The 26514-nt window shown below is 61.6% G+C and carries 23 protein-coding genes, 4 tRNA genes and 1 riboswitch; of the genes, 18 read left to right on the top strand and 9 right to left on the bottom strand.

Going from position 1 to position 26514, the window contains the following annotated elements; genetic code table 11:
- Positions 1-100: 100 nt before the first annotated feature.
- Positions 101-1312, bottom strand: a complete 1212-nt coding sequence (gene chrA, locus KSS96_RS19450) for a chromate efflux transporter (RefSeq protein WP_135196134.1) — start codon at positions 1310-1312, stop codon at positions 101-103.
- A 133-nt stretch (positions 1313-1445) separates the two neighbouring features.
- Between chrA and tspO the strand changes: the two genes are divergently transcribed.
- Positions 1446-1886: a tryptophan-rich sensory protein TspO gene (gene tspO, locus KSS96_RS19445; protein WP_135196133.1), complete on the top strand. Its 441-nt coding sequence runs from the start codon at positions 1446-1448 to the stop codon at positions 1884-1886.
- Positions 1886-2809 (top strand): alpha/beta hydrolase, encoded by a 924-nt coding sequence (locus tag KSS96_RS19440; protein ID WP_065877666.1) that lies wholly within the window; start codon positions 1886-1888, stop codon positions 2807-2809. Before tspO ends, KSS96_RS19440 begins: the two co-directional genes overlap by 1 nt.
- Positions 2810-3034: 225 nt before the next feature.
- Here the strand turns inward: KSS96_RS19440 and KSS96_RS19435 are convergent, their stop codons facing one another.
- From KSS96_RS19435 to KSS96_RS19425, 3 genes are read right to left on the bottom strand one after another with little or no spacing between them, the layout of a single operon-like run.
- Complete coding sequence (locus KSS96_RS19435) at positions 3035-3799, bottom strand: ABC transporter ATP-binding protein (RefSeq protein WP_116077710.1); 765 nt, start codon at positions 3797-3799, stop codon at positions 3035-3037.
- A complete protein-coding gene (locus tag KSS96_RS19430; RefSeq protein ID WP_065877662.1) occupies positions 3796-4800 on the bottom strand; it encodes a FecCD family ABC transporter permease in 1005 nt (334 codons plus the stop codon). The genes KSS96_RS19435 and KSS96_RS19430 overlap by 4 nt, the downstream gene beginning before the upstream one ends.
- Positions 4797-5807: an ABC transporter substrate-binding protein gene (locus KSS96_RS19425; protein ID WP_017527815.1), complete on the bottom strand. Its 1011-nt coding sequence runs from the start codon at positions 5805-5807 to the stop codon at positions 4797-4799. Before KSS96_RS19425 ends, KSS96_RS19430 begins: the two co-directional genes overlap by 4 nt.
- Before the next feature lie 115 nt (positions 5808-5922).
- Positions 5923-6116: riboswitch (cobalamin riboswitch) on the bottom strand.
- 60 nt (positions 6117-6176) lie between these two features.
- On the opposite strand from KSS96_RS19425, the gene KSS96_RS19420 reads away from it, so the two are divergent.
- From KSS96_RS19420 to KSS96_RS19410, 3 genes are all read left to right on the top strand, one after another.
- Positions 6177-7040: a M24 family metallopeptidase gene (locus KSS96_RS19420; protein WP_223271395.1), complete on the top strand. Its 864-nt coding sequence runs from the start codon at positions 6177-6179 to the stop codon at positions 7038-7040.
- Between the two features lie 234 nt (positions 7041-7274).
- Positions 7275-7778 carry a hypothetical protein gene (locus tag KSS96_RS19415; protein WP_017527817.1) on the top strand — a complete coding sequence of 168 codons (504 nt, stop codon included), beginning with the start codon at positions 7275-7277 and terminating at the stop codon, positions 7776-7778.
- A 30-nt stretch (positions 7779-7808) separates the two neighbouring features.
- Complete coding sequence (locus tag KSS96_RS19410) at positions 7809-8285, top strand: hypothetical protein (protein ID WP_017527818.1); 477 nt, start codon at positions 7809-7811, stop codon at positions 8283-8285.
- A gap of 173 nt (positions 8286-8458) precedes the next feature.
- Here the strand turns inward: KSS96_RS19410 and KSS96_RS19405 are convergent, their stop codons facing one another.
- Positions 8459-9850, bottom strand: a complete 1392-nt coding sequence (locus KSS96_RS19405) for an aldehyde dehydrogenase family protein (RefSeq protein ID WP_017527819.1) — start codon at positions 9848-9850, stop codon at positions 8459-8461.
- A 104-nt stretch (positions 9851-9954) separates the two neighbouring features.
- Between KSS96_RS19405 and ptrR the strand changes: the two genes are divergently transcribed.
- Positions 9955-10827 (top strand): putrescine utilization regulator PtrR, encoded by an 873-nt coding sequence (gene ptrR / locus KSS96_RS19400; protein WP_017527820.1) that lies wholly within the window; start codon positions 9955-9957, stop codon positions 10825-10827.
- A gap of 46 nt (positions 10828-10873) precedes the next feature.
- On the opposite strand, the gene KSS96_RS19395 is transcribed toward ptrR, so the two are convergent.
- On the bottom strand, positions 10874-11083 hold the full coding sequence (locus KSS96_RS19395; RefSeq protein WP_017527821.1) for a hypothetical protein: 210 nt from the start codon (positions 11081-11083) through the stop codon (positions 10874-10876).
- A 111-nt stretch (positions 11084-11194) separates the two neighbouring features.
- A complete protein-coding gene (locus tag KSS96_RS19390; protein WP_068935554.1) occupies positions 11195-12391 on the bottom strand; it encodes an amino acid aminotransferase in 1197 nt (398 codons plus the stop codon).
- 344 nt (positions 12392-12735) lie between these two features.
- Between KSS96_RS19390 and uvrB the strand changes: the two genes are divergently transcribed.
- The 12 genes from uvrB (at position 12736) to KSS96_RS19330 (ending at position 22266) form a co-directional block, all read left to right on the top strand.
- Positions 12736-14751 carry an excinuclease ABC subunit UvrB gene (gene uvrB / locus KSS96_RS19385; protein ID WP_017527823.1) on the top strand — a complete coding sequence of 672 codons (2016 nt, stop codon included), beginning with the start codon at positions 12736-12738 and terminating at the stop codon, positions 14749-14751.
- Between the two features lie 162 nt (positions 14752-14913).
- Positions 14914-16395 carry a glutamate--tRNA ligase gene (gene gltX, locus KSS96_RS19380; RefSeq protein WP_017527824.1) on the top strand — a complete coding sequence of 494 codons (1482 nt, stop codon included), beginning with the start codon at positions 14914-14916 and terminating at the stop codon, positions 16393-16395.
- 147 nt (positions 16396-16542) lie between these two features.
- A tRNA-Ala gene (locus KSS96_RS19375) sits at positions 16543-16618 on the top strand.
- A gap of 78 nt (positions 16619-16696) precedes the next feature.
- Positions 16697-16772: transfer RNA gene (locus KSS96_RS19370), tRNA-Glu, on the top strand.
- Positions 16773-16822: 50 nt separating this feature from the next.
- Positions 16823-16898, top strand: a tRNA-Ala gene (locus tag KSS96_RS19365).
- Positions 16899-16977: 79 nt separating this feature from the next.
- Positions 16978-17053, top strand: a tRNA-Glu gene (locus KSS96_RS19360).
- A gap of 182 nt (positions 17054-17235) precedes the next feature.
- Positions 17236-17775 carry a TetR/AcrR family transcriptional regulator gene (locus tag KSS96_RS19355; RefSeq protein WP_017530682.1) on the top strand — a complete coding sequence of 180 codons (540 nt, stop codon included), beginning with the start codon at positions 17236-17238 and terminating at the stop codon, positions 17773-17775.
- A gap of 14 nt (positions 17776-17789) precedes the next feature.
- Positions 17790-18623, top strand: coding sequence for an alpha/beta hydrolase (locus KSS96_RS19350; RefSeq protein WP_135196132.1), 834 nt, complete (start codon positions 17790-17792; stop codon positions 18621-18623).
- A 40-nt stretch (positions 18624-18663) separates the two neighbouring features.
- Positions 18664-19098 carry an acyl-CoA thioesterase gene (locus tag KSS96_RS19345; protein WP_017530680.1) on the top strand — a complete coding sequence of 145 codons (435 nt, stop codon included), beginning with the start codon at positions 18664-18666 and terminating at the stop codon, positions 19096-19098.
- Positions 19099-19153: 55 nt separating this feature from the next.
- Positions 19154-20131, top strand: coding sequence for a tRNA dihydrouridine synthase (locus KSS96_RS19340; protein ID WP_017530679.1), 978 nt, complete (start codon positions 19154-19156; stop codon positions 20129-20131).
- A gap of 576 nt (positions 20132-20707) precedes the next feature.
- The gene (locus KSS96_RS19335; RefSeq protein WP_137219793.1) at positions 20708-21196 is read left to right on the top strand and encodes a hypothetical protein; all 489 of its coding nucleotides are present in this window, start codon (positions 20708-20710) and stop codon (positions 21194-21196) included.
- 443 nt (positions 21197-21639) lie between these two features.
- Complete coding sequence (locus KSS96_RS19330; RefSeq protein ID WP_324256291.1) at positions 21640-22266, top strand: hypothetical protein; 627 nt, start codon at positions 21640-21642, stop codon at positions 22264-22266.
- Positions 22267-22269: 3 nt separating this feature from the next.
- Here the strand turns inward: KSS96_RS19330 and KSS96_RS19325 are convergent, their stop codons facing one another.
- Together KSS96_RS19325 and KSS96_RS19320 are read right to left on the bottom strand one after the other, a co-directional pair.
- Positions 22270-25548, bottom strand: coding sequence for an EAL domain-containing protein (locus tag KSS96_RS19325; RefSeq protein ID WP_065877653.1), 3279 nt, complete (start codon positions 25546-25548; stop codon positions 22270-22272).
- Between the two features lie 66 nt (positions 25549-25614).
- Positions 25615-26505 (bottom strand): LysR family transcriptional regulator, encoded by an 891-nt coding sequence (locus KSS96_RS19320; protein ID WP_017530194.1) that lies wholly within the window; start codon positions 26503-26505, stop codon positions 25615-25617.
- Positions 26506-26514: the final 9 nt, after the last annotated feature.

The raw sequence follows: 26514 nt of genomic DNA, 5'->3' as shown, positions 1-26514 counted from the left end.
CAGGTGCCTTGGCCAGGCAAGGAGACTGAGGCGATCCCATCGCAGCCTCGCTGGGGCTCGACAGCTCCCACCGGTTAATCCCGTGGTGCCAGCGGCTTTTTTATCCGGCAGTGAGGCTGAGCAGCCATCCCAGCCCAGCGCTTGCCGCCACCACCAGCCACGGCGGCAACTTCCAGGCCATCAACGCCACCAGCGCGAGCACGGCCAAACCGAGGTCGTAGACGCTGAAAATCGCGCTGGTCCACACCGGGCGATACAGCGCGGCCAACAGCAGGCCCACCACGCCGGCATTCACGCCGGTCAGGGCGGCTTGGGTGCGTGGGCTGCGGCGCAGGGTTTCCCAAAAAGGCAGGGCGCCGAACACCAGCAGGAACGATGGGGCGAAGATGGCGAGCAGGCAGATCAGGCCGCCCAGCCAGCCGTTCGGGTCAGGTTGCATGGCGGCGCCGAGGAAAGCCGCGAACGTGAACAGAGGGCCGGGCACGGCTTGGGCGGCGCCGTAGCCGGCGAGGAACAGGTCGTTGCTGATCCACTGCGGCGGCACCACTTCGGCTTGCAGCAGCGGCAGCACCACGTGGCCGCCGCCGAACACCAATGCACCGGCGCGGTAGAAGGCGTCTACCAGCGCCAGGCCTTGGTTGGGCAGGTTTTGCGCCAGCAGCGGCAAGGCCATCAGCAACAGCGCAAACAGCAGTAGCCACAGGGCGCCGGTGCGACGGCGGATGGGCATGGGCAGCGCTTCGTGTTCGGCGTTCGGCGTGGGTTTTAAAAGCAGCAGGCCGATCACGCCGGTGACGACAATCACGCCCACTTGGCCCCAGGCGGAAGGCACGAGCAAGGCCACGCCACCGGCGATCAGCATCAGTATGAGGCGGGCCGCGCCCTGGCACAGATTGCGCGCCATGCCCCACACGGCTTGGGCGACCACGGCCACAGCGACCACTTTAAGGCCGTGCAGCACGCCGGGCGGCAGGGCGCTGCTGTGGTGCGCAATGCCCAGGGCGAACAGCACCAGCAGCACGGCGGATGGCAAGGTGAACCCGGCCCAGGCGGCCACGGCACCGCCATAACCCGCCCGCGACAGGCCCAGAGCGATGCCGACCTGACTGCTGGCGGGGCCGGGCAGGAATTGGCACAGCGCGACCAGGTCGGCATAGCTGCGCTCACTGAGCCAGCGCCGCCGCGTCACGAACTCGGCGCGAAAATAGCCGAGGTGGGCGATGGGGCCGCCGAACGAGGTGAGGCCCAGGCGCAGGAAGATCAGGAACACCGACCAGGGGCTGTTGGAGCAATCGGCGCGGGTGTTGGTCACGGTTGGGGTCTCTGGTGGTGCTCAAAAAAGGTGGAAGAGTGCCATTTTTGCCGCCGTTATTGAATTTATTCGCGGTAGTTCGAGTCACTCAAGCATAGCGTTGCTTTCTACCCCTCCAGCTCAAGGACCGACCATGACCTTCTTCATCTTCCTGCTCGCCTGCGCCGCCGCCGCCAGCACCGGCATTATCTTCAAGCCCTGCGCCTGGTACGAATCCCTGGTCAAGCCCAGCTTCACCCCGCCCAATTGGCTGTTCCCGGTCGCGTGGACCATCATCTACCTGCTGCTGGCCTGGGCCGGTTATCGTCTGAGCCTGATACCGGGCAGCGAAATGGTGTTGGCGCTGTGGGCCGCACAAATCGCCTTGAACACCTTGTGGACGCCGGTGTTCTTCGGTGCCCATCGCCTGCTCGCCGGCATGGTGGTTATCGTGCTGCTATGGCTCACCGTGGCGGCGATGGTGGTATTGGCGGTGCGCCTGGACCTGATCACCGGCTTGATCCTGTTCCCGTACCTGGCGTGGCTCTGCGTGGCGGCGGCGCTGAATTTCTCGATCTTGCGCAATAACCGCTGATGGCTCACAAACTCTGGCCTGCGAGCGAGGCTGAACTGGCCCAAATGCGCCGCTTCAATCAAAAGCTCGCGTGGATGCCGCGCTTTAAAATCCGCAACCGCGTCACACCGCGTCTGATCCAGGCGCTGTTGCGTGCAAGCCAAACGTTCAAGCAGGCGCCCGTGGTCGAATGCAAAGTGGTGGCGGGCGTGCCCGTGCGCATCCTGCGCCCGAGCGGCCCGCCCAAGGGGGTGGTACTGGATATTCACGGCGGCGGTTGGGTGATCGGCAATGCGCAGATGGACGATGACCTCAACCTCGGCATGGTCAACGCGTGCGACGTGGCGGTGGTGTCGGTGGATTATCGGCTGGCGGTGGATACGCCGGTTGAAGGGCTGTTGGAGGACTGCCTGACGGCGGCGCATTGGTTGCTCGCCGAGGAAGAGTTTGCGCATTTGCCGGTGGTCTTCGTCGGCGAATCGGCCGGCGGGCATCTGGCGGCGGCGACGTTGCTGGTGTTCAAACAATGGCCAGAGTTGCTCAAACGGGTAAGCGGTGCGGTGTTGTATTACGGCGTTTACGATTTGACTGGCACACCGAGCGTGCGCCAGGCCGGGCCGAGCACGTTATTGCTGGACGGGCCGGGGATGGTCGAGGCGTTGCGCTTGCTCACGCCGGAATTAAGTGATGAACAGCGCAGGCAACCGCCGTTGTCGCCGTTGTATGGCGACTTTGAAGGTATGCCGCCAGCGTTGATGTTCGTGGGCGAGTTGGACCCGCTCAGGGACGACACGTTGCTCATTGCTGAACGATGGCCGCAGGCCGAGGCCCATCTGCTGCCGGAGTCGGCGCACGGGTTCATTCATTTTCCGGTGGCGATGGCGGATGGGGTGTTGGGGTATGGCCGAAGGTGGATCACGAAACGTATCAATGGCGAACAATAAAGCCGTTCGCCACAACGGCTGATCGGCATGATTTAAAAGGCTAGGCAGGCGGAAAGTCCTTATAGCACTTTGGCAGGTATCCCCAGATTCTCAGCACACATATCCACCCATTTTTCAGGCCGCCATTAGTGAAGTTTGGCCAGACGTGACGGTCGGCGGGCGCATGGTGGGCTGTTTGTTGTGGGTTTCCCAGCGCTGATCTTTGCTGCCCGACGGCATGGTCGCTCAGTTAGAGCGCAACCGCAGTATTTGCGCCCCATCAAACGGGTCCGTCAGGTAGTGCCCCTGCACGCCGAACGTGTCCTGCAGGCGTTGCGGTGTGAGTACATCCATCGGCTTGCCCAGCGCCACCAATCGCCCGCGATCCAGCACGGCCAACCGATCACAGGTCAGTGCCTGGTTGAGATCGTGCAGCGCAATCAATGTCGTCACCGGCAGCGCCTGGACACCTTTCAAAATCGCCAGTTGATGCTGGATATCCAGATGGTTGGTCGGCTCATCCAGCAACAGAATCTGTGGCCGTTGCGCCAGGGCACGGGCGATGTGCACGCGTTGGCGCTCGCCGCCGGAGAGGCTGCGCCAGGCGCGTTGGCTCAGATGGGTGGCGTCCACGTCGTGCAGGGCCTGGCGCACGATTGTGTCGTGGTCGTGTGACCATGGGCTCAGCGCCGACAGCCAGGGTGTGCGGCCCAGCGCCACGGCGTCGAACACGCGGATCGCGTCGTCGGTGTCGGCCTGCTGCTCCACCACCGCCAACTGTTGCGCGATGGTGCGGCGCGAGAGGTCGCCCAGGCGTTGGCCGCCCAGTCGCACCTCGCCGCTGGCGGGCGTACGCAAGCCCGCCAGCAGTTTGAGCAGGGTGGATTTGCCGGAACCGTTCGGGCCGACGATGCCCAAGGTTTCACCCAGGTTTACCTCCAGGTGAATCTCGCGCAGCAACTCGGCCTCGCGCACCTTGAAGCCCAGGCCCGTGCAACTGAGCACTGTCATCGGGCATTCCTCCGGCCGATCAGGATCAGCGCAAACACCGGCGCGCCGACCAGCGCCGTGACCACGCCCACCGGGATCACCTGGCCCTTGATCAAGGTGCGCGATAGCACATCGGCCGCGATCAGGAACAAGGCGCCGCCCAACGCACTGGCCGGCAGCAGTCGCGAGTGCCCGGTGCCGAGCAACAAGCGCACGGCGTGGGGGATCACCAGGCCGACAAAGCCAATGGAGCCGACAATCGACACCATCACCGCCGTGACCAGCGCGGCGCAGCCCACCAGCACAAACTGTACGCGGCGCACCGCAATGCCGAGGGACGCCGCCGAGTCGCTGCCGAAGGTAAACGCATCCAGCGCACGCCGGTGCCACAGGCACACGGCCAAGCCCGCCACGGCGACCGGCACCGCCAGCCACACCGACGGCCAGCGCACGCCGCTGAGGTTGCCGAGCAGCCAGAACAGGATGCCGCGCGCCTGTTCCGAGCTGGCGGACTTGGTGATCAGGAATGCGGTGAGCGCATTGAACAGCTGCGAGCCGGCGATGCCCGCGAGGATGATCTGCCCGGTGCCGCTCATGGAGCCACTGGCCCGCGCCAATAAAATCACCAGGGCGAATGCCGCCATGGCCCCGACAAACGCGCCGGCCGACAGCGAAACCAAGCCGCCGCCCACGCCCATCAACGCCACCAGCACCGCGCCGGTCGAGGCGCCGGCGCTGATGCCCAACAAGTACGGGTCGGCCAACGGGTTACGCAACAACGATTGCAGAATCACCCCGCAGGTGGCCAGCCCGGCGCCGCAGGCGGCGGCGACCAGGGTGCGCGTGAGGCGGTAGTTCCACACCACGCCTTCGTCGATGGGGTCCAGCAGGTAGCCGGCGTTCCACAGTTTATTGGCGAGCACCTGCAACACCACCTGCGGTTCGATGGCGGTTTCGCCGATGGCCACGCCGGCGAGGACGGCGGCCAGCAGCAGCGCGAGGGCGAGTAGGGTACGGATCATTTGGGCAGGTTGTAGCCGTCGATGGCCGCGGCCAGTTGTTCAAGGCCATCAAAGGTGCGCAGGCTTGCCTGCAGCGCCAGGGCATCGAGGATGATGATGCGGTTGTTTTTTACCGCGTCCATGTTGCGCGTGACCGGGTCGCTGCGCAGGAAGGCGAGTTTCTTTTCATGGTCGTCGGCGGGGTAGCGGCGGCGGTCCATGCGGGCGATCACCAGGAAGGTCGGGTTGGCTTTGGCGAGGGTCTCCCAGCCGACGGCGGGCCACTCTTCATCGGACTGCACCACGTTGTGCAAACCGAGGGTTTCCAACATGAATTCGGGAACGCCCTTGTGCCCGGCCACATAAGGGTCGCTGGCCATCTCGGCGCTGGAGAACCAGACCAGTGCGCTGGCGTGTTTCAAGCCCTTGCCTTGCGCGGTGGCGACGGATTTGGCCAGGCGCGCTTTGAGTTCGTCGTTCAGTTGTTGGCCGCGATCCTGCACGTCGAAGATCTGCGCCAGTTGGTGGATGCTTTTGTAGATCGTCTCGATGCGGAACGGCTCCAGCCGCGTGCCGTCGGCGCCGACCAGGTTGTCTTTGCCTTCACAGTCGGAGGGCAGCAGGTAGGTGGGGATTTGCAATTCATGGAACTGCTCGCGCGTGCCCACCACCCCTTGCGCGCCGACCACCCATTCCAGCTCGGCCGCCACCAGTTGCGGGCGCTTGGCGATCACCGCTTCAAAGCTCGGCTCGTTGTTGGCCAGGCGGTCGATGCCGTCGTTCTGCGCCTTGAACGGCGCCAACACGCTGTTGAACCACAGCGAGGTGCCGACCACTTTGTCACCCACGCCCAGGGCGTAGAGCATTTCGGTGGCGGCCTGGCCGATGGTCACGCTGCGCTCGGGGGCGTGCTGGAAGGTCACGGTGCTGCCGCAGTTTTCGACCGCCAGCGGGTAATGAGTGGGCGCCGCTTGGGCCAGGGCACACAAGCCCAGCCCGGCGATCAGGGCGGTAACGCGTGGCAGCATGGGGCAATCTCCGTGTGAACCGTACGTGCAGCAGGGGCGTTACGGCTCGGAAATACGCCCTCGAACGCTGCCGCTCGGGCAGGCGAGGATGTCCTTCCCGGACACCCCGCCGGTGAGTGATGTTGCTGGGCCGGCAGGTCTCCTGACTGATGCGTCGTCGCCTCGCTCCGGCCTTCCCGGACGGTGTCCAGTGGCATGAAGGAGCAGGCTCGGCATCTACAGTTGCGGGGGCAGTTTCGATTGGCGCCGCGTGCGGCGTTTCGAATTCCCTATTAGTCCCGTTTGGGAACCGGCGCGGTATGGTAGTCCATCTTGGGCGCTGGGTGGAGGTACAATTCGGGTCCGTCCATAACCAACCCAAGGAAGGCCATGTTGATACGTCTGGGAATAGTGCCACTGTTGTTTTGCATGAGCGCACACGCCGCTGACCCTGCGCTCGCCCGCTACACCGACGCGATCGGCGACAGGGCCCGCGCCATCGCCCAGTTGGATGACGCAACCATTCTTGCCGAGGAAGCCAAACTGGCGCCCATCGCCAGTGACCTGTTGCGCAAGGTCGCGCCGCTGATCCGCAAGGGCGGCACCGGCACTGCGGTCCAGGAATTTTTACTCGACCAGTACGCACAGCACGGCTGGCTGCCGATGATGTTCGGTTATCGCGGCTACCCGGCAGCGGTGGCGGTGTCGGTGAATAACCAGGTGAGCGCCGCGCCGCCCACCGATGTGCCGTTCCCGGACGCGGCGCTGGTAAAAGTGGAGTTGATCGCGGCATCGGCGCAGGCCCATGTTGCTCAGGTCTGGACGTTTGCCACACCCAATGCCACCCCGGCGCAACGCCAATTGCTGATGACTGCGCGCCGTGCGCTGGCCAACGGAGTCGCCCACGTTCAGGGCGGCGAGCGGCTGGCCAATGTGGGGGCGGCGATACAACAGGAACTGGACGCGGGCCATGCCGTCGCGGTGCGTGAGTTTGCGGGCTATGCCATGGGGCAGGCGCGCATACAAAAGCCGCAAGTGCTCGGTTACAAGGTCGAGGGTGACAGCCCGTTGATGCAACCCGGGCAAGTGCTCAACGTGTATGTGATCGCCAAGGCGGGCACCGTTGGTGTGAGGTATCAGCCACCGGACTTTTGGAGCCTGCTCTCCACGGACGGTGCCGACGGCGTGATGTTGTCGGCGATGGTCGAGGTGACGGCAGATGGGCACCGGCTGCTTAGCCGGATGCTGGATTGATGCGCTGTACCGCCCTGCGAATGCTTGGGCGATGGGGTGATACGCAGTGATGGCTCAATGATATTATTTGCCGCGCCCTTTCGATTCGCCTTTGTTCATGGAGAACTTATGTCTTTTCGCAACGTCCTTGTCCTGACCCGGCTTTGCACCTTGTTACTGCTGGGTGGTTGCGCCCAGTCAGTGTCGTCACCCCCACCTGCTGCGCCAGTGCCGCTTGAACCGTTAGGACAGGTTTTGCCCTCGAACCCTTCAAGGCTGGGCTGGATCGACCAGATCATTGATCAAGACCCCGTCGTCACTTCTGCGCGCAAGCCCGTACTCCAACCGGCTCCGGATAACGACGCGCGCATTGCCAAATTGCGTAAACAAGACGGTGGCGTGCTGCCCGAGGGCTATTGGGCGCTCTACAAGCAGAACCTGGAAGCCATGCAGTACGACTTGAACCACCAGCATGACGCGGCCCGTGCCGAATACGTAAACACCTACCGCGATGAGTTGAGTCGTTTGAACGACGTGACACTGCAAACCATGGCCACCGCGCCCCAGGCACTGGATGCCCACACCCGCAGCCAGTTAAACGCACGCCTGACTGACCGCACCGCGGCCTATATCACAACCAGCAATCAGTCGTTCCGGGCGGCCACGGACGCCCACATTAACCGCATGGCCTTGATGGATCGCCAATACGATGTCTGCGCACGCCACCCGGATTGCTGGGATGCACCAGTCAAGCACTAGCCTCGATACGTCATACACAGGGAGTGAGTCATGAATGCTGATCAATGGATTGTTTTGTTCGAGCGGGCCTTTCGTGAAATGGGCGATAAACTCGAACAGGTGTTGCAACTGAACAGTTGCCGCGAGCACTGGATTCAGGCCGAAATCAGCTTGTATGCCTGGTTCAAGAATGAGATCAGCCTCTGGACCGATTTGCCGATTGGCGAGCGGCGCAAAGCCGACCTGTATGCCCTGGACGACAGTGGCTCAACGAGCATGGTTGCTGAAATCAAGTGTCTGGGCGACATATCCCAAGCCAAGTGCCTGGAGGGCAATTGGTCAGTGAGGGCTGATGTTGAGCGGTTGCGCTCATTCGAATGCCCGGTCCGGTTGTTTGTGCTGGTGATTGCCAAAGGTGAGCGCGAGACCAACACCGGACGACGCCTTCGCGGGGATGAGTGGGTAGATGGGCGTGACTGCGTCAACGTAGACCTGGGGTTTGCCTTGATCCGCCTGTGGGCGCTTTGACGCAGCTGCTTTCCCTTCGGGCATGCGACTGGCTTACTGGGCGAGCAACGGCTGGAAGCAAGTAAGGGCATGCTGCAAAAGCAGTGGGGGAAGTGACGGTCGATTGGTCGAAAAGCACCGCAGGTCAAAGGTGGGAGCAAGCCCGCTCCCACAGTTGACGGGTGTTGCCTGTTTTATTTGCGATCCCGCCACACCGTCTGTGCATTGCAGAACTCGCGCACACCAAAGTGCGACAGCTCGCGGCCGAACCCGCTCTTTTTCACGCCACCAAACGCCACGCGTGGGTCGGAGACGCTGAAGGCGTTGACGAAGATCCCGCCGGTTTCCAACTGATTGGCAATATCCCGCGCCTTGGCCGCGTCAGTGGTGAAGATGCTGGCGGTGAGGCCGAACTCGCTGTCGTTGGCCAGCGCCACCGCGTGGTCAGCGTCGCGGGCGGTGATGATCGAGGCCACCGGCCCGAACAGCTCCTGTTTGAACGAGGTCATCTGGTCGGTGACGTCTGCCAGTACGGTCGGTTCGTAATAGTTACCGGCCCCTGCGACTTTATTGCCGCCCAATAACAATGTGGCGCCTTCTTGCAGAGTGGCCTGGACCTGGCCGTGCAACTCGTCCCGCAGGTCGAAGCGGGCCATCGGGCCGACGTAGGTGTCGGCTGAGGTCGGGTCGCCCATCACCATGGCGCGGCTGGCCTCGACGAATTTGGCGGTGAAGGCTTCGACCACACCGGCCTCAATGATCAGGCGCTTGGCGGCGGCGCAAACTTGGCCGCTGTTTTGGAAGCGGCCAATCAGCGCGGCCTGTACGGCGGCGTCGAGGTCGGCATCGTTGAGCACGATGAACGGGTCGGAGCCGCCCAGTTCCAGCACGCATTTTTTCAGCGCCGCGCCCGCCTGGGAGCCGATGGCGATGCCGGCACGCACGCTGCCGGTGAGGGTGACGGCAGCGATGCGCGGGTCGGCGATGGCGCTGGACACACCCTCGGTGGTCACGTTGATCACTTCAAACAGGCCTTCGATAAAACCGGCTTTCTGGAAGGCTTGCTGGATCAGGTAGGCGCTGCCCATCACGTTCGGCGCGTGTTTGAGCACGTAGGTATTGCCGGCGAGCAGGGTCGGCACGGCGCCGCGCAGTACTTGCCATACCGGGAAGTTCCACGGCATCACGGCGAGGATCGGGCCCAGCGGGCGGTATTCGATGTGGGCAGTGCCGTTGTCCACCAGGGTCGGCTCCGGCTCAAGCATGGCCGGGCCTTGGGCGGCGTACCATTCACTCAGTTGCGCGCATTTTTCGATTTCGGCACGGGCCTGGGCAATGGGCTTGCCCATTTCCAGGGTGATCATCTGTGCCATGGTTTCGGCTTGACCGCGCAGCGCGGTCGCCAGGCCCAGCAGCAGTTCGGCGCGTTGGCTCACCGGTGTACGGCGCCAGGTGCGGAAGGCACCCGTGGCGCGGTTGAGCGCTGTGTCCAATTGCGAGGCGGTCTCGTACGGGTAGCTGCCGACCGTTTCGCCGTTGGCGGGGTTGATCGACAGGGCGTGGGTCTGGGAGGAAATCGCGTTCATGGCACCGTCCTGTAGGTACGTTGGGATGGTGGTGAGCGTACGGGGCTGGATGTTTTCTGGAAACTGAATAATATTAAGCAATACATTCACGATTGGAGAATGACTTGGATCTGGTGCAGCTGGAAATTTTCAAGGCGGTTGCCGAGCAAGGCAGCATCAGCGCCGCCGCGCAGTTGATTCATCGGGTGCCGTCGAACCTCACCACGCGCATCAAGCAATTGGAGCAGGACCTGGGCGTGGAGTTGTTTATCCGTGAAAAGAGCCGTTTGCGCCTGTCGCCGGCCGGGTGGAATTTCCTCGGCTATGTGCGGCGTATTCTCGACCTGGTACAAGAGGCCCGCGCCACGGTGGCGGGGGAGGAGCCCCAGGGCGCGTTTGCCTTGGGTTCGCTGGAGAGCACGGCGGCGGTGCGTATTCCGGCGTTGCTGGCGGCATATAACCAGAAACACACCAAGGTCGAGTTGGACCTGAGCACGGGGCCTTCGGGCACGATGATCGAAGGCGTGTTGTCGGGGCGGTTGACGGCGGCGTTTGTCGACGGCCCGGTGCTGCACTCGACGCTGGAGGGCGTGGCGGTGTTCGAGGAAGAGATGGTGGTGATTGCGCCGCTGCATCATGCGCCGATCACGCGGGGCAGGGAGGTCAACGGCGAGAACATTTACACGTTCCGTTCCAACTGCTCTTACCGACACCACTTCGAGCGCTGGTTTGCGCAGGACGGCGCGGTGCCGGGCAAGATCTTCGAGATCGAGTCGTACCACGGCATGCTCGCGTGCGTCAGCGCCGGTGCCGGCTTGGCACTGATGCCGCGCAGTATGTTGGAAAGCATGCCGGGGTCGGCTGCGGTGAGTGTATGGCCGTTGGCCGACAGCTTTCGCCTGTTGAATACCTGGTTGATCTGGCGGCGCGGCACGGTGTCGCAGAGTTTGAACAGCTTTGTGAAGTTATTGGAGGAGCGCGGGCTGGTAGCGGCGTGAATCGAAGGCGGGAGTAGGCAAGCCATCTCCCACATCTTGTTGTGTATCAGCCGCCGAACTGGAAGGAGCCCATGGCCAGCTTCGCCATGATTGCCGTCGCGCCCAGTTGCACCAGCCATAAGGCCAATCCGCCGAGAAACACCCCCAGGGCCACTTGCAGCACCAGGCTTTTCTGGCGTTTGGCTTGCGGGGCGCGTGGGGTGTAGTCGTGCAGTTCGTCGCGGTCGGCGCGCAGGTCCAGGTCGTCGTTTCTCATAGGGCTCTCACAGCAAAGGGGCGATCAGGGGCAGTCTAGGGGAGCAGGGTGTTTTCCGACAGGCATTAAAAAAGGGAAGCCGCGGCTTCCCTTCGTATAGCGCCGTCAGGGTTATAGAACCTGAACGATTGCCTGTGTGACCGCGGCAATGTTCGACTGGTTCAACGCCGCCACACAGATACGCCCGGTGTCCAGCGCATAGATGCCAAACTCGCTGCGCAAGCGGGTGACTTGCTCAACGGTCAGGCCGGAGTAGGAGAACATCCCACGCTGGCGGCCGACGAAGCTGAAGTCGTGGCCTGGAGCGGCCTTGGCCAGTGCGGCGACCATCTGCTCGCGCATGCCACGGATGCGCAGGCGCATCTCGGCCAGTTCGGCTTCCCACTGGGCGCGCAGCTCGGGGTTGTTGAGCACCGCGGCCACAATCGCTGCGCCATGGGTCGGCGGGTTGGAATAGTTGGTGCGGATCACACGCTTGACCTGGGACAGGATGCGCGCGCTTTCTTCCTTGGACTCGCCGACGATCGACAGCGCGCCCACACGCTCGCCATACAGCGAGAACGATTTGGAGAACGAGCTGGAGACGAAGAAGGTCAGGCCCGATTCCGCGAACAGGCGCACGGCAGCAGCGTCTTCGTGGATGCCATCACCAAAGCCCTGGTAGGCCATGTCAAGGAACGGTACGAGGTCCTTGGCCTTGACCACGTCCAGCACGTTTTGCCAGTCGGCCGGGCTCAGGTCGACGCCGGTCGGGTTGTGGCAGCAGGCATGCAGCACCACGATGGACTTAGGTGGCAGGGCGTTGAGGTCTTCGAGCAGGCCGGCACGGTTCACATCGTGGGAGGCTGCGTCGTAGTAGCGGTAGTTCTGCACCGGGAAGCCGGCGGTTTCGAACAGCGCGCGGTGGTTTTCCCAGCTTGGGTCGCTGATGGCAACGACCGCGTCAGGCAGCAGTTGCTTGAGGAAGTCCGCGCCGAGCTTCAGCGCGCCGGTACCGCCGACAGCTTGCACGGTGACCACGCGGCCGGCTTGCAGCAATGGCGACTCGCCGCCGAACAGCAGGGTTTGCACCGCCTTGTCGTACGCGGCGATGCCGTCGATCGGCAAGTAGCCACGGGCGGCGTGTTGGGCCACGCGAATGGCTTCCGCTTCGGCAACGGCACGCAAGAGTGGAATCTTCCCCTCCTCGTCGCAATAAACGCCGACGCCAAGGTTGACCTTGGTGGTTCGTGTATCGGCGTTGAATGCTTCGTTGAGGCCCAGGATAGGATCGCGTGGTGCCATTTCGACAGCGGAGAACAGGCTCATTTTTGCGGCAGCTCTATGGGGGAAGGGAGGGACGTGTCGCGCTCCAGCCGAATGCACTAGAGCGGTGCACAAACGGGGAGCTAGTATAGAGGCCATCACGGCTGAGAGCGACAACCGAAATGGCTTTTCGGCCAAGTTTTTCGGTTTATTTGCTGACCGTCAGTCTTATTGCAACATTGCGCCAGGATCGCGGGGTAGGGCGATTGCCTTGAAACCCGTCACATTCGTCTCCACTTCTACAGCTATCATGGTTTTTTCCTACTGCCCGCTCTGAAACTTCGCGGGTCGTGGTCTATTTCGTCCCCGACGGGTCTACAGTCCGGGGTGACTTCACGAGGTACGTTATGTCGGATTTCCAACTCGTCACCCGTTTTGAACCCGCCGGCGATCAGCCGGAAGCCATTCGTCAGATGGTCGAGGGCATCGAGGCCGGCCTGGCGCACCAGACGTTGCTGGGGGTGACCGGTTCAGGCAAGACCTTCAGCATTGCCAATGTGATCGCGCAGATCAACCGCCCGACGCTGGTGCTGGCGCCGAACAAGACCCTCGCCGCGCAGTTGTACGGCGAGTTCAAGGCGTTCTTCCCGAACAACGCGGTGGAGTACTTCGTCTCCTATTACGACTACTACCAGCCCGAAGCCTATGTGCCGTCCTCCGATACCTTTATCGAGAAGGATGCGTCGATCAACGACCATATCGAGCAGATGCGCCTGTCGGCGACCAAGGCGCTGCTGGAGCGCAAGGACGCGATCATCGTCACCACGGTGTCGTGCATCTACGGCCTGGGCAGCCCGGAAACCTATTTGAAGATGGTGCTGCACGTCGATCGCGGCGACAAACTCGACCAGCGCGAATTGCTGCGCCGTCTGACCAGCCTGCAATACACCCGCAACGACATGGATTTTGCCCGCGCCACGTTCCGCGTGCGCGGTGATGTGATCGACATCTACCCGGCCGAATCCGACCTGGAAGCGATCCGCATTGAACTGTTCGACGATGAAGTCGAGAGCCTCTCGGCCTTCGACCCGTTGACCGGCGAGGTGATCCGCAAGTTGCCGCGCTTTACCTTCTACCCGAAAAGCCACTATGTGACGCCGCGTGAAACCCTGATGGGCGCTATCGAGGGTATCAAGGTTGAATTGGCCGAGCGCCTGGAGTACCTGCGCGCCAACAACAAGCTGGTGGAGGCTCAGCGCCTGGAACAGCGCACCCGCTTTGACCTGGAGATGATCCTTGAGCTGGGCTACTGCAACGGCATCGAAAACTACTCGCGTTACCTCTCGGGTCGCGATTCGGGGGCGCCGCCGCCGACGCTCTATGACTACCTGCCGGACGACGCATTGCTGGTGATCGACGAATCCCACGTCAGCGTGCCGCAAGTGGGGGCGATGTATAAGGGCGACCGCTCGCGCAAGGAAACCTTGGTGGAGTACGGCTTCCGCCTGCCGTCGGCGCTGGATAACCGGCCGATGCGCTTCGACGAATGGGAAGCCATCAGCCCGCAGACCATCTTTGTTTCGGCAACGCCCGGCAACTACGAGGCCGAACATGCCGGCCGCGTGATCGAGCAACTGGTGCGCCCCACCGGCCTGGTGGACCCTGAGATCGAGATCCGCCCGGCGCTGACGCAGGTCGACGATCTGCTCTCGGAAATCAACAAGCGCGTGGCCCTGGAAGAACGTGTGCTGGTCACCACGCTGACCAAGCGCATGTCCGAAGACTTGACCGATTACCTGGCCGACCACGGCGTGCGTGTGCGCTACCTGCACTCGGACATCGATACGGTGGAGCGCGTGGAGATCATCCGCGACCTGCGCCTGGGCACTTTTGATGTGCTGGTGGGGATCAACCTGCTGCGTGAGGGCCTGGACATGCCGGAGGTGTCGCTGGTGGCGATCCTGGATGCCGACAAGGAGGGCTTCCTGCGCTCCGAGCGCTCGCTGATCCAGACCATCGGCCGCGCCGCGCGTAACCTCAATGGTCGCGCGATTCTTTATGCGGACCGCATTACCGGCTCCATGGAGCGGGCGATCGGCGAGACCCAGCGGCGTCGCGACAAGCAGATCGCGTTCAACCTGGAAAACGGCATCACCCCCAAGGGTGTGTTCAAAGACGTCGCCGACATCATGGAAGGCGCCACCGTGCCCGGCTCGCGCAGCAAGAAGCGCAAGGGCATGGCCAAGGCCGCCGAGGAAAGCGCCAAGTACGAGAACGAACTGCGCTCGCCGAGTGAGATCACCAAGCGCATTCGTCAACTGGAAGAGAAGATGTACCAGTTGGCGCGGGACCTGGAGTTCGAAGCGGCGGCGCAGACGCGCGATGAGATTGGCAAGTTGCGCGAGCGCTTGCTGGCTGTTTGATTGGCGGTGATGCCACTGGCCTCATCGGGGGCAAGCCCCCTCCCACATTTGACTGGGGGCTTGCCCCCGATGGCCGCGCCTCGGTTTTCCAGAAATCCCCCAGGCTGTTACCATTCGCCTCTTGTTTCAATTTTCAGTTTTATTGCCCATTCGAGACCCGCCATGACCACCGTCCGCACGCGCATCGCGCCATCGCCTACTGGGGATCCCCACGTCGGTACTGCCTACATCGCCTTGTTCAACTACTGCTTTGCCAAGCAGCACGGCGGTGAGTTCATCCTGCGGATCGAAGACACCGATCAACTGCGTTCCACCCGCGAGTCGGAACAGCAGATCTTCGATGCCCTGCGCTGGTTGGGCATCACCTGGGCCGAAGGCCCGGACGTCGGCGGCCCGCATGGCCCGTATCGCCAGAGCGAGCGCAGCGATATCTACAAGCAATACACCCAGCAACTGGTAGACATGGGCCATGCGTTCCCGTGCTTCTGCACCGCCGAAGAACTCGATCAGATGCGCGCCGAGCAACAGGCCCGTGGCGAAACCCCGCGCTACGATGGCCGTGCGCTGCTGTTGTCGAAGGAAGAAGTGGCGCGCCGCCTGGCCGCCGGCGAGCCCCATGTGATCCGTATGAAGGTGCCGAGCGAAGGTGTGTGCGTGGTGCCGGACATGCTGCGCGGCGACGTCGAGATCCCGTGGGACCGCATGGACATGCAAGTGCTGATGAAGACCGACGGCCTGCCGACGTACTTCCTGGCCAACGTCGTCGACGACCACCTGATGGGCATCACTCACGTACTGCGCGGCGAAGAATGGCTGCCCTCGGCACCTAAGCTGATCCTGCTCTACGAATATTTCGGCTGGGAACAGCCGCAGTTGTGCTACATGCCGTTGCTGCGTAACCCGGACAAGAGCAAGCTGTCCAAGCGCAAGAACCCGACCTCGGTGACCTTCTACGAGCGTATGGGCTTCATGCCTGAGGCCATGCTCAACTACCTGGGCCGCATGGGCTGGTCGATGCCGGACGAGCGTGAGAAGTTCTCGCTGCAGGAAATGGTCGACAATTTCGACCTGTCCCGCGTGTCCCTCGGCGGGCCGATCTTCGATATCGAGAAATTGTCGTGGCTCAACGGCCAGTGGCTGCGTGACTTGCCGGTGCAAGAGTTCGCCAGCCGTGTGCAGCAGTGGGCGTTGAACCCTGAGTACATGATGAAAATCGCGCCGCTGGTGCAGGGCAGGGTGGAGACGTTCAGCCAGGTTGCACCCTTGGCCGGTTTCTTCTTTGCTGGCGGCGTGAACCCGGATGCCACGTTATTCGAGTCCAAGAAACTCTCGGGCGATCAGGTTCGTCAGTTGATGCAGTTGATCCTGTGGAAGCTCGAAAGCCTGCGCCAGTGGGAGAAGGACGCGATCACCGCGACGATCCAGGCGGTGGTGGAATCCCTGGAGCTGAAATTGCGCGACGCCATGCCGCTGATGTTTGCCGCGATCACCGGGCAGGCCAGTTCGGTGTCGGTGCTCGATGCGATGGAAATCCTCGGCCCGGACCTCACGCGTTTCCGTCTGCGCCAAGCCCTTGATTTGCTTGGTGGTGTGTCGAAGAAAGAAAACAAAGAGTGGGAAAAGCTGCTGGGCGCTATCGCTTAAGCAGGCTGTTGCAACGGCGAAACCCCGGTTTTCCGGGGTTTCGCCGGTAAGTGATTGTTATCCCGGCAAAAAACTTTGGAAATTGTTGAAAATAAATTTGACACACTTCCAAACCGCCATTAAGATTCGCCCCGTCCTCACCGATGAGGGGCTATAGCTCAGCTGGGAGAGCGCTTGCATGGCATGCAAGAGGTCAACGGTTCGATCCCGTTTAGCTCCACCAATTTACAGGTTCAAGGTCTGGCCACACCGTCCTTGAATTGATCAGTACTCAGCACTGATCGGTTGTACAGAAGGTTTTGTCCCCTTCGTCTAGTGGCCTAGGACACCGCCCTTTCACGGCGGTAACAGGGGTTCGAGTCCCCTAGGGGACGCCAGTTTCAACAAGCAGTTCGAAAGGTCTGCTGCGTCGCGAGACGAAAAATCCGGGGCTATAGCTCAGCTGGGAGAGCGCTTGCATGGCATGCAAGAGGTCAACGGTTCGATCCCGTTTAGCTCCACCAATTTACAGGTTCAAGGTCTGGCCACACCGTCCTTGAATCGATCAGGTCTCAGCCCTGATCCGTTGTATAGAAGGTTTGTGTCCCCTTCGTCTAGTGGCCTAGGACACCGCCCTTTCACGGCGGTAACAGGGGTTCGAGTCCCCTAGGGGACGCCACGATTACCCGCTCTGCGGGATTTTTAAGGGTCATTCAATTATTGAATGGCCCTTTTGTTTGTCTGGCGTTTAGCCAATTTTCCTCTCGACTCCTTTCCTGTGTTCTGACCAGTGGTCATGGCGTTCGCTTGCTTAATATTATTATGGTAATAATATCCACCCCATGAGAGTCGGAGGCTTTGATGAGCGATAAAAAAGCACAAACCCGCGAACGCATTCTTCAAGCCGCCAGCGCCGCGTTGATCCAGCGTGGCCCGGCCGAGCCGAGCGTCGGCGAAGTGATGGGGGCGGCGGGGCTGACCGTCGGTGGCTTCTATGCGCACTTCGAAAGCAAGGACGCGCTGATGCTGGAGGCGTTCAGCCAGTTGCTGGCGCAGCGCCGCGCCTCCATCGACGACATGGACGAACAGATCACCGGCGAAGAGCGCCGTGCATTGGTGGCGGCGTTTTACCTGTCGCGCAAGCATCGTGACTCCACCTCCCAGGCGTGCCCCTTGCCGGCCACGGTTGGCGAGATGGGACGTTTGCCGGAGGCTTTTCGCGAGGTCTTGAGCGAGCATGTCGAGTTAATGGCCGCACAATTGGCGGGCAGCCCCGAAGACACCGACAAGGCCTTGGCAGACATGGCCTTGATGGTGGGTGGCCTGACCCTGGCGCGGGCGCTGGGGCCGGGCGAGTTGTCGGACCGGGTGATACGCGCGGCCAAGTCGGCGGTGCGCTGAAGAGGGTTTGCAGCATGGGCGCATTGACCTGGGTTCGCAGTTTCAACGGCACCGTTGGCCGCCTGGCGCCGCACATGGTTGCCAACCGGATGCGCCGCACCTTCATGACCCCGCGCGATCTGCCGCCGCGTGACTGGGAATTGCCGCTGTTGGCCCAGTCAGAGCGCATCACCTTGCGTTTTGGCTTGTCGGCCCTGCGTTGGGGGCAAGGGCCGACGGTGTTGCTGATGCATGGCTGGGAAGGGCGCCCCACGCAATTTGCCAGCCTGATCACGGCGCTGGTCGACACGGGCTATTCAGTGATCGCCCTGGACGGCCCCGCCCACGGTCGTTCGCCGGGGCGTGAAGCCCATGTGCTGCTGTTTGCCCGCGCCATGCTGGATGCGGCGGCCGAGTTGCCACCGCTGCATGCGGTCATTGGCCATTCCATGGGCGGTGCCAGTGCGATGCTGGCGGTGCAGCTCGGTTTGCGTACCGAGGTGTTGGCCAGTATTGCGGCGCCGTCACGCTTTCTGGATGTGCTGCGCGGCTTCACCCGCATGGTTGGCTTGCCGCCGCGGGCGCGTTCGGCGTTTATCCAGGAGGTGGAGCACACGTTCGGCATGCCGCTCAAGCACTTGGACGTGGCCCACTATCAGATGAACATCCCCGGCCTGATCGTACATGCCGAAGACGACACCTTTGTGCCGGTCCGGGCCTCTCAAGCCATTCACGATGCCTGGTTCGACAGCCGCCTGCTACGCCTGGAGCAGGGCGGTCACCAGAAAGTGCTGGCCGACCCCCGGGTGATCGACGCCGTGCTGGCGCTGCTGGCTGACGGTCGACTACAGCAGCGCCAGAGCGCCTGATACACTGCTGCCGCCGACATTAATCGACCGGGAGCAAGGCATGGGCTGGGATTTGGCAACGCCGTTTATCATTGATCTGCAGGTAGCGGCTGAAGACATTGACGGCCTGGGGCACGCCAACAATGCGGTGTACGTTTCCTGGCTGGAGCGTTGCGCCTGGCGCCACTCCCAGCGGCTGGGGCTGGACCTCACCGAGTATCGCCGCCTGGATCGCGCCATGGCCGTGGTGCGCCATGAGATCGACTACCTGGCGGCGGGCTATGAAGGCGACGAACTGCAACTGGCCACCTGGATCGTCGATTGGGATCAGCGCCTGAAAATGACCCGCCGCTTCCAACTGATGCGCCCGTGCGATGGCACGACCCTGCTGCGGGCACACACCACGTTTGTCTGCATCGAACTGTCCAGCGGCAAGCCCAAGCGCATGCCCTCCGAGTTTCTCGACGGGTATGGCCCCGCCCTGACCGGGGGTTAACGTTTGTTGCGGGAAACCCAGTAAACTGCGCCACGATTTTTGTTGAGTGTTTTCCATGCAAATTGCTTTGGCGCCCATGGAGGGGTTGGTCGACAACATCCTGCGGGACGTGTTGACCCGCGTGGGCGGTATTGATTGGTGCGTGACCGAATTCATTCGCGTCAACGACCGCCTGCTCACCCCCGCCTATTTCCACAAACTTGCTCCTGAGTTGCTGTGCGGTGCCCATACCGCCGCAGGCGTGCCTTTGCGCGTGCAATTGCTCGGCTCCGACCCGGTGTGCCTGGCGGAAAACGCCGCGTTGGCCTGTGAGCTGGGTTCGCAAGTGATCGACCTGAACTTCGGCTGCCCGGCCAAGACCGTGAACAAGTCGCGCGGCGGCGCGGTGTTGCTCAAGGAGCCGGAGTTGCTCAACCAGATCGTCGAGCACGTACGCCGCGCGGTCCCGGCGCATATCCCAGTGACCGCCAAGATGCGCCTGGGCTTCGACAGCCCGGACGGCGCGCTGGTGTGCGCCACGGCCTTGGCTGAAGGCGGCGCGGCGCACATTGTGGTCCATGCGCGCACCAAGACCGACGGCTACAAGCCACCGGCCCATTGGGAATGGATCCCGAGGGTGCAGGACGTCGTCAAGGTGCCGGTGTTCGCCAATGGCGATATCTGGAGCGTCGAAGACTGGAGGCGTTGCCGCGAGGTCAGCGGCGCCGAAGACATCATGCTCGGGCGCGGCCTGGTGGCCCGTCCGGACCTGGCTCGGCAGATCGCCGCTGCACGCGCAGGCGAAGAGGTGATCGAGATGACGTGGGCGCAGATGCAGCCGATGCTCCAGTCGTTCTGGCGCCAGTCGGTAGCGCAACTCACCGAAAAACAAGCGCCTGGTCGTTTGAAGCAGTGGCTGGCGATGCTGACGCGCAATTACCCTGAAGCGGTGGAGCTGTTTACCGCTATGCGTCGGGAAGTCGACTTGGAGCGGGTCAGCCGCTTGCTCGGGATGGAGCATGCCGCGGCCTCTGAGGCATGCGGTAACGCTTGAGTGACGTGAGAGGGCTGCGGTGAGTTATCGGTAGCGCTTTGGGTGTAACAAATGAATGCTCCGTATCGAAAGATGCGGAGCATTTTGCGTTTCTGGGCGCCTCTCACCGGGAATCCGCTCCCATCGCAGGGTATTGGCGGCTTTTGGAAAACAGCTGAAAAGTTCATATGTTTTAAGTTTCATAATGGATCGGTGTGTAAGCGTATTTGTTGTATTGCATCGGTGCGCAAAGAATGACTTGGCTGGCATGAGCGGGCTCGCGCTGCGCGGAATATCACAATCTGAAGTGGTGTGGTGTGCGAATGTATATCGGTGAATTGCATACTCGACGGTTTATTATTATGTGTGTCGATTGAAGTGCCATCCAAGTCGCTTGGCGCGTGGTGTTTAAAGCGGGGCATGATAAAAAAGTCGAGAGATTTTTTGATTTCCTTATATGAAGTGTCATTTTCTGGAACTCGATAGCGTCACAGTCCACGTAAGTATCGTCTGCAAAGCAACGCTGTTGTTTTCAGTCGATCAACTTTTTTCTGGCCCGCTGTCGCGCCAGATGACACCGAACAAAGGAACGTGCTCATGTCTTTATCGATTGGTAATCGCCCTGTCGTCCAACTTGATACATCATCCAATGATCAAACCGCCGTCCCCCTCATGAAAACAGCCGCGCATCCGGCATCCACGGCTTCGCATAACAACGTCCATTGCGCGCCTTTGCGGCAGGATAATAGCTGGGCTCCGCGCAGTGAGGTAATGCGCGACGCATCGGTCTTTGCGAGGTTGTTCGATATGCTGGAACTGGTATTCAAAATAATCCGCGATATGTTTCCCGCCAGAACCGTAATGCCTGATGCACGCCAGGAACCGGTCGATTTACGAATAAAGCCGGATGTCAATGAGCCGCCGGTACAACCCGACCTGGGCAAATTGCCAAGCGTGACCCCAACGCCTGCACCTGCTGTCAATCCGAGCCCGGATGAGACTGACTCGGATCTGACCAGCCCGCCCCCGACTGATAAACGATTCAGTCCAAGGCACTGGCGATTCAATTCGCGCCGAACTTTATAACGCTGAGGTTAGCCCCGGCTTTTAAGTGTGGTTAATTAAGTGCATGCATTTCTCCCGGTTTAAAAGGTGTGGAGAAGTGCGTGCTTATGGAGGGATTTATGTCGTGCTGTTCAATTAAAAGTATGCAGCAGATGGTAAGGGTGGGTCGGTTGGTCGCCGTTGAGCCCGTGCGTGCGATTGATGAAGTAGCGCCAAAAATTATGCCTGCCGGTGAAGGGCGGTCTTCTCGCTTTTATGCTCGGCCACGCGCCCTCTCGCAAAGTAAATTCGGTGTAAGGCGAGCATCAGGATCGTTCAAGACATTGACCTCTCTGTTTGCTTCTTTTTTCACCCGGTTAATGAACGTGCTGGGCGGGAAGCAGAACAGGATAATCCCCGATACAAGAGTGTCGGTTATAACCCCGTCGCCAGCCAAAATCACCCCCAAAGTGTTACCCGCGCAGGTGGCACCCCTGCCCACTTCCGACGTGAATCTTCCGGCCTTGTCGAATAAGCGCAATGGCGCAAAGCCGAACAATATCTGGAGTGGGTTTCGCCAGGGCCCGGATGGTAACTGTGTGACGGTCTCGGCCATCAAAGCGGCGATGTATCGATTCGGTCAAAGCCCCACGGACATCTTCAAGGAAGTGCGCAAGACCGGCGACTTGTACCATATCGTCATGCGCGATGATTTTCGGCTCAATTTAACGGAGCGTGAATTGGCCGAAGGTGCGCGGGCGGCGAAATTCACCGGTTCAGATCAGGAAATGCTCAAGGATGCGCGGTTTCTGTTTGCCGCCAGCGCCAAGCGTGCCCAGATGGAGAATAACGACCGTACGGCCAGCAGCAGTTATCAGGCGGCGGTTCGTAGTTTGAACAACGGCGAAGACGAGACCGGGCCGGGCGAGGGGTTCCTGCGGCTGGGGTTGCGCAAGCACATGAAAAGAGTCTCCGTGCGCGAACTGGCGGCCGGGCAATTGGGCATGTGCAATCGCGCCGGGCACTCGGTAGCGGTGATCAACGGTCGCGAAGAACTCTGGGGGCGACGCGGCAGCTCTCCCACCCGAGGGCAAGCGGTGGCCCTTATTTGAGCGCTACTCCAATAACCGCCTGAAGCCCTCGATAGGCAATGGTCGGCTGTGTAAATACCCTTGGAACAAATGGCACCCCAGCTTTTGCAGAAACGCCAATTGTTCCAAGGTTTCCACGCCCTCGGCGATCACTTCCAGGTTCAGACTGCGGGCCATGGCCACAATGGCTCGGATGATCTCGGCGTCGTTCGGGTCGTGAGTCGCATCGCGTACAAACGACTGGTCGATCTTCAACGCATCCACCGGCAGGCGCTTGAGGTAGGTCAGCGATGAGTAGCCGGTGCCGAAGTCATCCATCGCAAAGCTCACTCCGAGCTTTTTCAGGCGGCGCATTTTGCTGATCGTGTCGTCGAGGTTCTGGATCACGATGCCTTCGGTGATTTCCAATTTCAGCAGGCTGCAGGGCAGTGAGTGCTGCTTGAGGCTGTGCTCCACCTGTTCGACGAAGTCATTCTGGCGAAACTGCCGGGGGCTGATATTCACGCAGAGGCTGAAATTGAGTGGGTCCACCAGGCCTTGCGCAATCAACTGCTCAAAGGCGGCGCAGGCTTCATCGAGGATCCAGGTGCCCACTTCGAGGATCAGGCCGCTGTCTTCCAGCACCTTGATAAAGTCGGACGGCGACTGCGCACCCAACTGCGGGTGCTGCCAGCGCACCAACGCCTCCGCGCCGACGATTTTGTTGCCGCGCGCGTCTACCTGAGGCTGGTAATGCACAGTGAATTCGCCGCGCGACAGGGCCAGGCGCAGGTCGGTTTCCATGCGCAAGCGCTCGCTGGCGGTCTTTTGCATGCTGTTGTGGAACATCTGCGTGGTGTTGCGCCCGGAGTCCTTGGCACGATAAAGGGCGATGTCAGCGCGTTTGAGCAGGTCGGCCGGGGTGGAGCCATGATCGGGAATCAATGCCACACCGATGCTCGGCGTGACCTGCAAGCGATGGCCATCGAGGAACATCGGCTCCGAAAGCAGTTCGCGCAGGGTATTGGCCAGGTCCTGCACTTGATGGGTGACTTCCACGCGTGAGCCGTCCAGGCCGCTGAGCAGCACCACAAACTCATCGCCGCCCAGGCGTGCCACGGTGTCTTCCATGCGTACGCTGGCTTCGAGGCGCGCGGTGACGATTTTCAGCACCGTGTCGCCCACCGGATGGCCGAGGGAATCGTTGATGTGCTTGAAGTGGTCGAGGTCGAGAAACAGCAGGGCTCCGCGTAAATTATGGCGCTTGAGCAAGGCGATCTGCTGGCTCAGGCGGTCCATCAGCAATGCGCGGTTGGGCAGGTTGGTCAGCGGGTCGTGATAGGCCAGGTGCCGGATCTGCGCCTGGGCGTTTTTCAACAGGCTCACGTCTCGCGCGGTCAGCAACAGGCACGCGGTTTCATTCAGGCTGATGGGCTCCACCGAGACTTCCACCGCCAGCAGTTCGCCACGTTTGTTGTGCCAGAGCATCTCCATGTGATGAATACGGCCTTTGATCTTCAGCTCGGCCAATAGCGCCGAACGCTGGTTCTCATCGGCCCAGATACCGATCTGGTACAGCGTCAGGCCAATCGCCTCTTCGGCGCGGTAGCCGGTCAGGCGGCAGAAGCCGTCGTTGACCTCCACATAACGGCCGGTATCGCGTTCGGTGATGGAAATTGCGTCGGGGCTGGAGTGGAAAGCCTTGGCGAATTTCTCTTCGCTGGCCTTGAGCGCCGCCTCCGAGCGTTGTTGCTGGGTGATATCGCGCAAGGTGGTGACGATGCAGGGTTGGTCGCCGACCTTGATCAAGCGGCTGGAAATCACACAGGTCAGGCTCTGGCCGCTTTTGTGGCGCACCACCACGGCCACGTTGCTCAATGCCTGTTCGCGAATGACGCGCTCGATACGCTCCAGGCGCTTGCTGGAGTCGTCCCACAAGCCTATTTGGTCTGCGCGCTGGTCGAGCACCTCGGCGGCGGTCCAGCCGAAGGTTTGGGTAAAAGCCGGGTTGATCTCGATAAAGGTCCCGGTTTCAAGGCGCGTGACGCAGATGGGGTCGGGGCTGGCCTGGAACAGGCTGGCGAATTTTTCTTCGGAGGCGATCAAGCGTTGTTCGCGTTCCACCTGGTCGGTGATGTCCAGCAAGGTGCCGGCCATGCGCAACGGCGCACGTTTCGCATCACGGTACAAGCGGGCGCGGCTTTCCAGGTAGCGCGAGGTGCCGTCTTCCATGGGGACGCGGTAGGTCAGTTGATAATTGCCGGCCGGGCCTTCACGCAGGGTGCGGTAGGCATTGCGCATGCTCTCGCGCTCTTCATTGGGCATGCCCTCGAAAAAGGCGTCGAAGGATTCATGGAACGGCTCGGGCGGCAAGCCGTGTAGCTGGGCGGCGCGCGCCGAGCCGTAGAGCATGCCGCTGGGGATGTGCCAGTCCCAGGTGCCCAGTTGCGCGGAGTCCAGGGCCAGGTCAAGGCGCTCCTGGCTGTCCTTGAGCGCCTGCTCGGCATTTTTGCGTTCGGTGGTGTCGAGGAAGGTGCTGATCAGATAGGCCTCGCCGTCCAGCTCGACCTTTTGCGCGCTAAGGGTGCCGTCGTGGATCTGTCCGTTGCTGGCGCAAAACTGCACCTCCATGGTGATCGGCTCGCCCTTGCGCTGAGTGGACTTGACCAACTGCGCGCGCTGCTCGGGATGGCGCCACAGGCCCAGGTCGAGGGTGGTGCGGCCGATCACATCGGCGACGGGCCAGCCGAAGAGCATCTCGAAATATTGGTTGGCTTCGCTGATCAGGCCGTCTGACTGGCGCGTGAGCAGCACCATGTTCGGGCACAGGTGAAACAGCGTGGCGAAGCGTTTTTCGGAGTGGCTGAGGGCGCTTTCCCGTTCGCGCTGATGGGTGATCTCACGGATCACGCCGATCATACGGCGCCGACCGCTTTTGTCCGGCAGCAAACTGCCATTGATTTCCAGCCAGTGAAAGCTGCCGTCCGGCCATTGGATGCGGTGGTGCATGGCCTGCTCGAACGGCTCGCCCGCCAATACCGCATGAAAAGCCCGTATCACCCGCGCGCGATCTTCGGCGGCCAGCAGGTCAAGGTAATCGAGGTCATTGGGCAGTGGTTGGCGCGGGTCAAAACCAAACAGTGCCTGGGTGCCCCGCGACCAGTTGATCCTGCCGGTGTCGATTTCCCAGCACCATGCGCCCAGCCGGGCAGCGTTGAGGGCGGCCAGCAGTTGCGGGGCACTCTCCCAGCTTTGCTCCGCCTCTTGGGGGTCCAGGGCGTAGATGCGCGGCAGGGGTGGCAGGGAATCGACGGGGTTGCGCATTATCAAAGGGCCTTGATCCGATGGGCAAACAGCGCGGTTCTACTCAGAACCTGAGGCCGCACGGCGTCATGCCGGTATCCCTGGCAAATCCACCTGTGCATCCAACAGGCTCATAAAAGCCCGCGCAGCGTTCGACAGCGTCCTTTCGGTGTGCACGATATAGCCTAGCTGGCGACTGAGCTGTATGCCCGGCAAAGCGATACTTGCCACCTGATCATCGAGCATGGTGCGCGGTAAAACGCTCCAGGCCAGGCCGATCGACACCATCATCTTGATCGTTTCCAGGTAGTTAGTGCTCATTGCGATATTCGGCGTCAGGCCCTGGGCTTCGAACAACCGGCTGACAATATGATGGGTAAAGGTGTTGCCGCCAGGGAAAACCGCCGGATGGCCGGCAATATCGGCCAGGCTGATAGCGCCGTTGCTGATCAGGCTGTGCTCCGGCGCGACTACAAAGTCCAGGGGGTCGTCCCATACCGGCGTGGCGCGCACCAGGTTGTGCGGTTCGGGCGCCAGGGTGATGACGGCCACTTCGGCGCGGCCGTGGAGGATTTCTTCGTAGGCCACTTCCGAATCGAGAAACTGAATATCCAGCGCCACGTTCGGGTATTCCCGGGTAAAGGTGCGCAGCACGGGTGGCAGGCGGTGCAGGCCGATATGGTGACTGGTGGCCAAAGTCAGGCGGCCACTGACTTCACCGGTGAGGTTGGTAAGGGCGCGGCGGGTGTCGTCCAGCACATTCAGAATCTGATAAGCGCGCGGCAGCAGGGCCCGCCCGGCTTCGGTCAAACCCACTTCACGGCCCAAACGATCGAACAGGCGCACCTTCAGTTGTTGCTCCAGGCCGGCGATGCGCTTGCTGATGGCCGGTTGGGTCAGGTGCAGGCGTTCGCCCGCGCCGGAGAAGCTGCCGGTCTCGGCGATGGCAATAAAGGCATTCAGGTTGGCCAGGTCCATGGTGCTATT

The organism is Pseudomonas asgharzadehiana, assembly GCF_019139815.1.
Lineage (GTDB): Bacteria > Pseudomonadota > Gammaproteobacteria > Pseudomonadales > Pseudomonadaceae > Aquipseudomonas > Aquipseudomonas asgharzadehiana.
The sequence above is the reverse complement of the archived record's forward strand: the minus strand, read 5'-3'. Positions and strand labels throughout refer to the sequence as shown.